The following is a 6,708-nucleotide window of genomic DNA, read 5'->3' on the forward strand; positions in this document are numbered from 1 at the left end:
TATGAAAAACATAGCATTTATTCTTATAATGATACTGGCTGTATCATGTAAAAGTCAAACTAATAAAGAGGAAGAACAAGAAACCAATCCAATTGTTTTTGAACCGACGGTTGAATCTCTCCAACAATATGAATGTCCAGAATGGTTTAGGGATGCTAAGTTTGGTATTTACATGCATTGGGGGGCTTATTCTGTTGCAGAACAAGGAGAATGGTATGCCAGAAGATTGTATGTGGAAGATAGACCAGAATATGAACATCACTTAAAAACATATGGACACCCTTCTGAGTTTGGATATAAAGATTTTATCCCGATGTGGAAGGCAGAAAATTTTGATCCAGATAAATTAGTAGGTTTATTCAAAAAAGCAGGCGCTAAATACTTTACACCATGTGCGGTACATCATGATAATTTTGATTTATGGAATTCTAAACACCATAAATGGAACGCTGTAAACATGGGCCCAAAGAAAGATTTAATTGGTATGTGGCGAGACGCAACCCTTAAAGCGGGTTTGCGTTTTGGGGTAACAACCCATTTATCAAGAAGTTATAGTTGGTTAAATACTGCGAATGGCACAGATTCTAAAGGGCCTATGAAGGACGTACCATATGACGGAGCCCAAGGTGAAGGAAAAGGACTTTATCCGCCAAAGCATGACGATACGCACCCGAGAGCACCATTTAATGCACCAAAAGAATGGCGCGATTTATGGGCTAATAGACTTAAAGATTTAATCGATAATTACAATCCAGATTTACTGTATTTTGATTGTGCTGTGCCGTTTAGAGGGGATGATGAAGGTAAAACGGGTATGGACGTTATAAGTCATTTATATAACCACAGTACAGAGATTCATGGTGGTAAAAATGAGGCCGTTATGACAATAAAAGACCGCCCATGGCAGGGGCTATATGCCGATGGCATTGCTACACTCGATTTTGAAAGAGGTAAAGCTAGCCACATCTTGAGCGAACCATGGCAAACAGACGACTCAATGGGACCATGGGGATATAACGTTAATAGACCCTATACGACTAGTGCGACGCTTATTGATAAATTAATTGATATTGTGAGTAAGAACGGCAATATGTTGCTCAACGTGCCCATAAAGGCAGATGGGACATTAGATGAAACGGCAACATCTATTTTAGAAGATATGGGCGAATGGCTGGTTGTAAATGGCGAAGGTATTTATGGGACAAGGCCATGGTACACTTATGGGGAAGGTCCAACACACCACATGCCACATTTTACAAGAAAATCACCTTATGGGGCAAAGGACATAAGATTTACTAAAAAAGGAAATATTCTGTACGCTTTTGTTTTGGATTGGCCAGGTGATAATGCAGAAGTCCTTATTGAAATGATAACAAAGTTGAATACTAGAGTAGGAGAAATAAAATCCATAAAACTATTAGGGCATGATGGTGAAATTAAATGGAATGCGGGTCCAGACGGGTTGGTGATAACCACGCCAAATCAAAAGCCAAATGATTTTGCCTATACTTTTAAAATCGAACTTAAGGAATAACTAGAGTCGTTAAATAGTTTGATTGTAACTGGTTAAAATAAATGAAATGCGTTTAAAACTAAAAATTTGGATGGTCATAGTGTTTGGGAGCTGCTATTATCTAACTGCACAAAATAATCCCTTAAACATGAATGCGCTATACACAGCCGATCCTACTGCTCGAAATTGGGGAGATGGCAAATTATGGCTGTATACATCACATGATGTGCCATGTATGGCAAGCTATTCTGCCATGAATGATTGGCACGTGTTTTCCTCTGAAAATGGAACGGACTGGGTAGATTTTGGAAGTGTACTATCCTTAGATAAACTAAACCAGAAAGGCTGGGAAGTATATAATGCATGGGCACCAGATTGTGTATACATTGAAGGATATTACTATTTTTATTTTCCAGTAAAAGGTATGAAAGATAAAGAATGGAAGATAGGAGTTGCAAGTAGCAAAAAACCTCAGGGGCCATTTGAAAATCCAAAAGTACTAGTTTCAAATTGGGGCATAGATCCCAATGTGTTTGTTGATGATGACGGAAAAGCCTATTTATATTGTCAGTTTAAAATGGGTGAACTTAATGAAGATATGATAACAGTGAAAGAAGAAACTATTGTAGAATTAAAAGATGTAGCTCCAATTCCTTATAGTCATTTCGAAGGTCCTTTTGTATTTAAGCGCCACAATAAATACTACTATCTGTGTTCATCTGAAGGTTACAAACGATTAATTTATTACATGAGCGACCTCCCGCTAGGCCCTTGGGAATATAAAGGCACGCTTATGGCTCCGGATGAAAAACCGGCAGAAAACAATCATTGCTCAGTAGTCAAATATAAAGGTAAATGGGTCTTATTCTACCATCAAAAAGAATGTAATAAAGCACGTAAAATATGTGCAGATTATTTGGAATTTAATGAAGATGGAACCATTCAGCAAGTTGTCAGGACAGAAAAAGGAATTCAATTTTAGTTTTAACAAGTAAAAATGATAAGATATATAGTAAGCTATTGCATTCCATTCTTTTCTATAAAATCATTTCGAATGAAAAAAAGAACTATTTTTTATTTACCACTACTCGCAATTTTTTATTTCAACTCTTGTAAATCGCAAGAAACAAATAACAAACGTCCCAATATTATTTACATCATGACTGATGACCATTCGGCAGAAGCCACAGGTATTTATGGTGGACGTTTAGCCGATTTAAATATCACTCCTAACCTTGATAAATTGGCCGAAACAGGTATGGTTTTCGAAAATTGTTTTGTAACCAATTCTATTTGTACCCCTAGTAGAGCATCTATTATTACGGGACAGTACAGTCAAACAAATGGTGTTCTAGATTTATGGAATGAGCTGGATATAGATAAGCAATATCTCCCTCAAGAGTTGAATAAATTAGGTTATGAAACGGCAATAGTAGGAAAATGGCATTTGCATAAGGAGCCTATTTCTTTCGATTATTACAAAGTATTCCCAAATCAAGGTACTTATTTTGATCCCGAATTTAGGGAAAAAGGAAAAGGGACATGGCCAGATAATGTTGTTAAGTATAAAGGACATAGTTCAGATGTGGTAACCGATAACGCTATGACTTGGTTGAATGAAAGAAAAAATAAGGAGAAGCCATTTTTTCTAATGTATCATTTTAAAGCACCCCATGGTATGTTCGAATTTAACCCAAAATACGAGTCATACTTAAGTGATGTGAAAGTTCCAGAACCAGAAAGTCTATATCATCAACCCTATTGGGGGTCAGAGGCTACCAGAGGAAAAAATGATAGTTTGATTCATATGATGGGATCTTCAATTTCGCCAAGACACAGAAATAGAAATTACGTAAATATCTACAAAACAAAACAAAGAGGGGCCGAAAAAGAACAAACAAGTGCTGCTTATCAGGAATATTTAAAACGTTATCTACGATGTGTAAAAGGAGTTGATGATAATTTAGGGCGTTTTTTTAAGTATTTAAAAGATAATGGTTTATGGGAGAACACGATTATTGTTTACACGTCCGATCAAGGGATGATGTTGGGAGAACACGATTTAGCCGATAAACGGTGGATGTTTGAAGAATCCATTCGTATGCCATTAATTGTTCATTATCCTGAAGGTATTAAAAAAGGGAAACGAGTTGATGAGATTGTGAATAATACAGACTTCGCACCAACACTTATAGAAATGGCCGGCGGACAGGCACCCGATTACATGCAAGGAAAAAGCATGAAGGAAATTCTGGGAAAAGGGAAAGCCACAAATTGGAGAGAGTATACCTACTATCGTTACTGGATGCATATGATTCATCATGATATTCCTGCACATTTTGGGTTGCGAAGTAAAGATTATAAGCTTGTTTTTTATTACGGGAGATATCATAACTTAGAAAAAGAAGGGACACTTTCCATGTATTGGAATGACGAGAATAATTCTAATAAAGTATCCCCAACACCAGTGGCTTGGGAGTTTTATGATTTAAAAAAAGATCCGCTAGAACTTAAAAATGAATATAGAAATCCGGAGTATAAAAGTGTAATAGAGACAATGAAGTTACAACTAAAAGCTGAAAGAAAAATTTTAAATGAAGAAGATGATAAATATCCACACCTTAAGAAAATTATAGACACACATTGGGAGAATTAATGTTTTAACTAAGGTCTAAATTCTTCGGTTGTTTTAACTTAAGTGAACAATTTATACCCATAATCTGATTTTTCCAAACGCGTATAAACTACTTCAATAGTATAACTTTGCTTTGAACAAAGAATTATGCTTTTTGCTTAATCTCCTAAATTATAATGATAAGCTGCTTTATGATAAAAAATGTTTTTTTAATTTTAAGGAAGGGGCTCCCACTTTGGACTTTAGTGTGGTGTGTTTTGGCTCATGCACAAACAGAACTTTATGTAGCTACCAATGGTAATGATGCCAATTCAGGTACCATAGATAGTCCATTGGCAACAATGATTGGCGCAAGAGACAAGGCTAGAAGTACAGGTGTTAAGACCATTTATATTCGTGGTGGGCGCTATAATTTTGATACCACCTGCACCCTTGATTCACAGGACTCAGGTCTTACAATTAGTGGTTACCAAAACGAAAAAGTAATTTTTGATGGTAGTCAATTCATTGATGCAGATAAATTTCAATTGGTTACAGATGCTGGGCTTTTAGCGAAACTTCATGCTAATGCACAAGGCAAGGTGTACGCACAAATCATTACAGATAATACATTAAAAACATTATTAGACAAGGCTTCTGCCCAACTTTCAGTAAATGATAAAATGGCAACCGTGGCTAGATTTCCTAATCTAGGATTTGCTCATATTGATAAGAATAACCTGTCTGGAGAATCCATAAATGAGGAAGGAACTTATGAAAATCCTAAGGGTGCTGAATTTAAACTGCTTGAAACATTTGATGCTGCTAAATGGAATGCCGAAATTGGTAGGGTAAAAAAGATCAGGGCAAATGGTTACATGTCTGCAGATTGGCTCAAAGAAAAAATATCTGTTGCAAAGGTAAATTCGAGTGGAAGTATTCAGCTAAAAGATGGCGTAAGGTATGGTATAAAGGAGGGGGCTGCAAAACAGAAACGTCTGTTTTTCTATCATGTTTTATGTGAATTAGATGAACCGGGAGAATGGTATTTTGACCCTACTGATTCTCGGTTATACTTATGGCCACAGGAACAATTAACAGGAAACAGTACCATTGGAGTATGGGCTGGTCCGCAATGTTTTGAAATAATCGATGGACAAGACATCCAGATTAAAAAAATGACGATACAGAATTTGGGATCAGGTAATAATGGTCAGGGCGCTATAAATGTGAAAGGTACTAGTAGAAATATTTTAATAGCCGGTATTACATTTAGATTTATAGCAGAACCCTTAACCTCTGTTAATTTGTGGCACGACGTAAGAGATAGTAAAGTGTTGAGTTGTGATTTTTACGATGTTTCAAATAACAGTAGATTATATGGAGGTAAAACAACGTCAACTTCTGTTGAACCAGGAAATAATACCATCGAAAATTGTCATTTCACACAAGTCTATTCCAAAGATTTTTATGGAAAAGCCGTTGGAATAACAGGAGTAGGTAATGTTTTCAAGAATAATTTAATTCATAATACGAACGGACAACCAGTGACACATGGCGGAATCGATCATGTCATAGAATTAAACGAATTATTCAATGTTGGGGTAGAAGAAGGTGATGGAGGTGCAATTTACGGAGGCGCTGAGATTTGGGCTTTCGGTACCAGTATAAAACATAATTTTATTCATCATATTATGTCTGTTCCTAGTCTCGTGGGAAGGTCTGCTATACACCATGATGGCTATAATGGTGGAAAAAACACTTCAGAAAACGTCATTTATAAAGGTGGCTGGTTTGGTTTAAAATTAGCATCTGGACCAGGGCATATTGCCGATAAAAATGTGTTTATGGATACTCATATAGGTATAAGATCTAGAGATCCAAGAACAACAGGGCATTATGAGATTGCCATGGAGTTTTTAGATCGGGTTGGGGGTAAATCGCCTACAGCTACTAATACTTCAGCAAATTATATAGGAAAGATGCTTATTGAATTTGGTAGGTCTGGATGGGAGAGTTCTGTTTCCTCAAGCAATTGGTATGATATGATTGATCCCTACTGGAAATCAAGATATCCGTCGTTTGATTTAGCTATGAAAGCTATTTTTGATAATAAAATTATAAATTCTTATGAGAGTTATTTTGATGAGAATATGTTTTGGAATATGTATGAGTCTAAATCTCAATTAACAGGAAACCCAGCAGTAATATCTAATAATCACGATATCAATCTTTCCATGTTTGAAAACGCCAATTCCTTAAATTTTAAGTTCAAGGCGCCACGGCCTAGTTATGCGCCAGATATACCGTTTGAGAACATAGGGTTATATTCTGATGAATACCGATGTGCTCTACCAGATAAAAATGTGTATCGTCAAAAAGTTAAGCAACGTTTTGATGGGCAACTAAGTTATGGAGGAGCTTCTTATGATTATAATACAATAAACCAAAGGTTATACTACAATTCAGGTGAAGTGGTTTATAAGTTAGCGCCTTGTTTAGGAGCGGTAGAAGAAGTAGGCGATGACACTTATGTATTAAAGGCAATAGGAGAGACCTGTCCAGATAAGGGCAATGGTCA

Annotated in this window: 3 protein-coding genes and 1 pseudogene; all 4 read left to right on the plus strand. The window is 36.3% G+C overall.

Annotated features, from left to right (window positions below):
- The first annotated feature begins 1 nt into the window (after position 1).
- On the plus strand, positions 2-1,534 hold the full coding sequence (locus FGF67_RS15940) for an alpha-L-fucosidase (protein WP_139698759.1): 1,533 nt from the start codon (positions 2-4) through the stop codon (positions 1,532-1,534).
- Positions 1,535-1,661: 127 nt separating this feature from the next.
- Positions 1,662-2,495, plus strand: coding sequence for a family 43 glycosylhydrolase (locus FGF67_RS15945; RefSeq protein WP_158293240.1), 834 nt, complete (start codon positions 1,662-1,664; stop codon positions 2,493-2,495).
- Between the two features lie 72 nt (positions 2,496-2,567).
- Positions 2,568-4,169 carry a sulfatase family protein gene (locus FGF67_RS15950; RefSeq protein ID WP_139698761.1) on the plus strand — a complete coding sequence of 534 codons (1,602 nt, stop codon included), beginning with the start codon at positions 2,568-2,570 and terminating at the stop codon, positions 4,167-4,169.
- Positions 4,170-4,339: 170 nt separating this feature from the next.
- A pseudogene (locus FGF67_RS15955) lies at positions 4,340-6,708 on the plus strand (hypothetical protein); the annotation flags it as partial.

Origin of the sequence: Allotamlana fucoidanivorans (assembly GCF_006265225.1) — a bacterium.
Lineage (GTDB): Bacteria > Bacteroidota > Bacteroidia > Flavobacteriales > Flavobacteriaceae > Allotamlana > Allotamlana fucoidanivorans.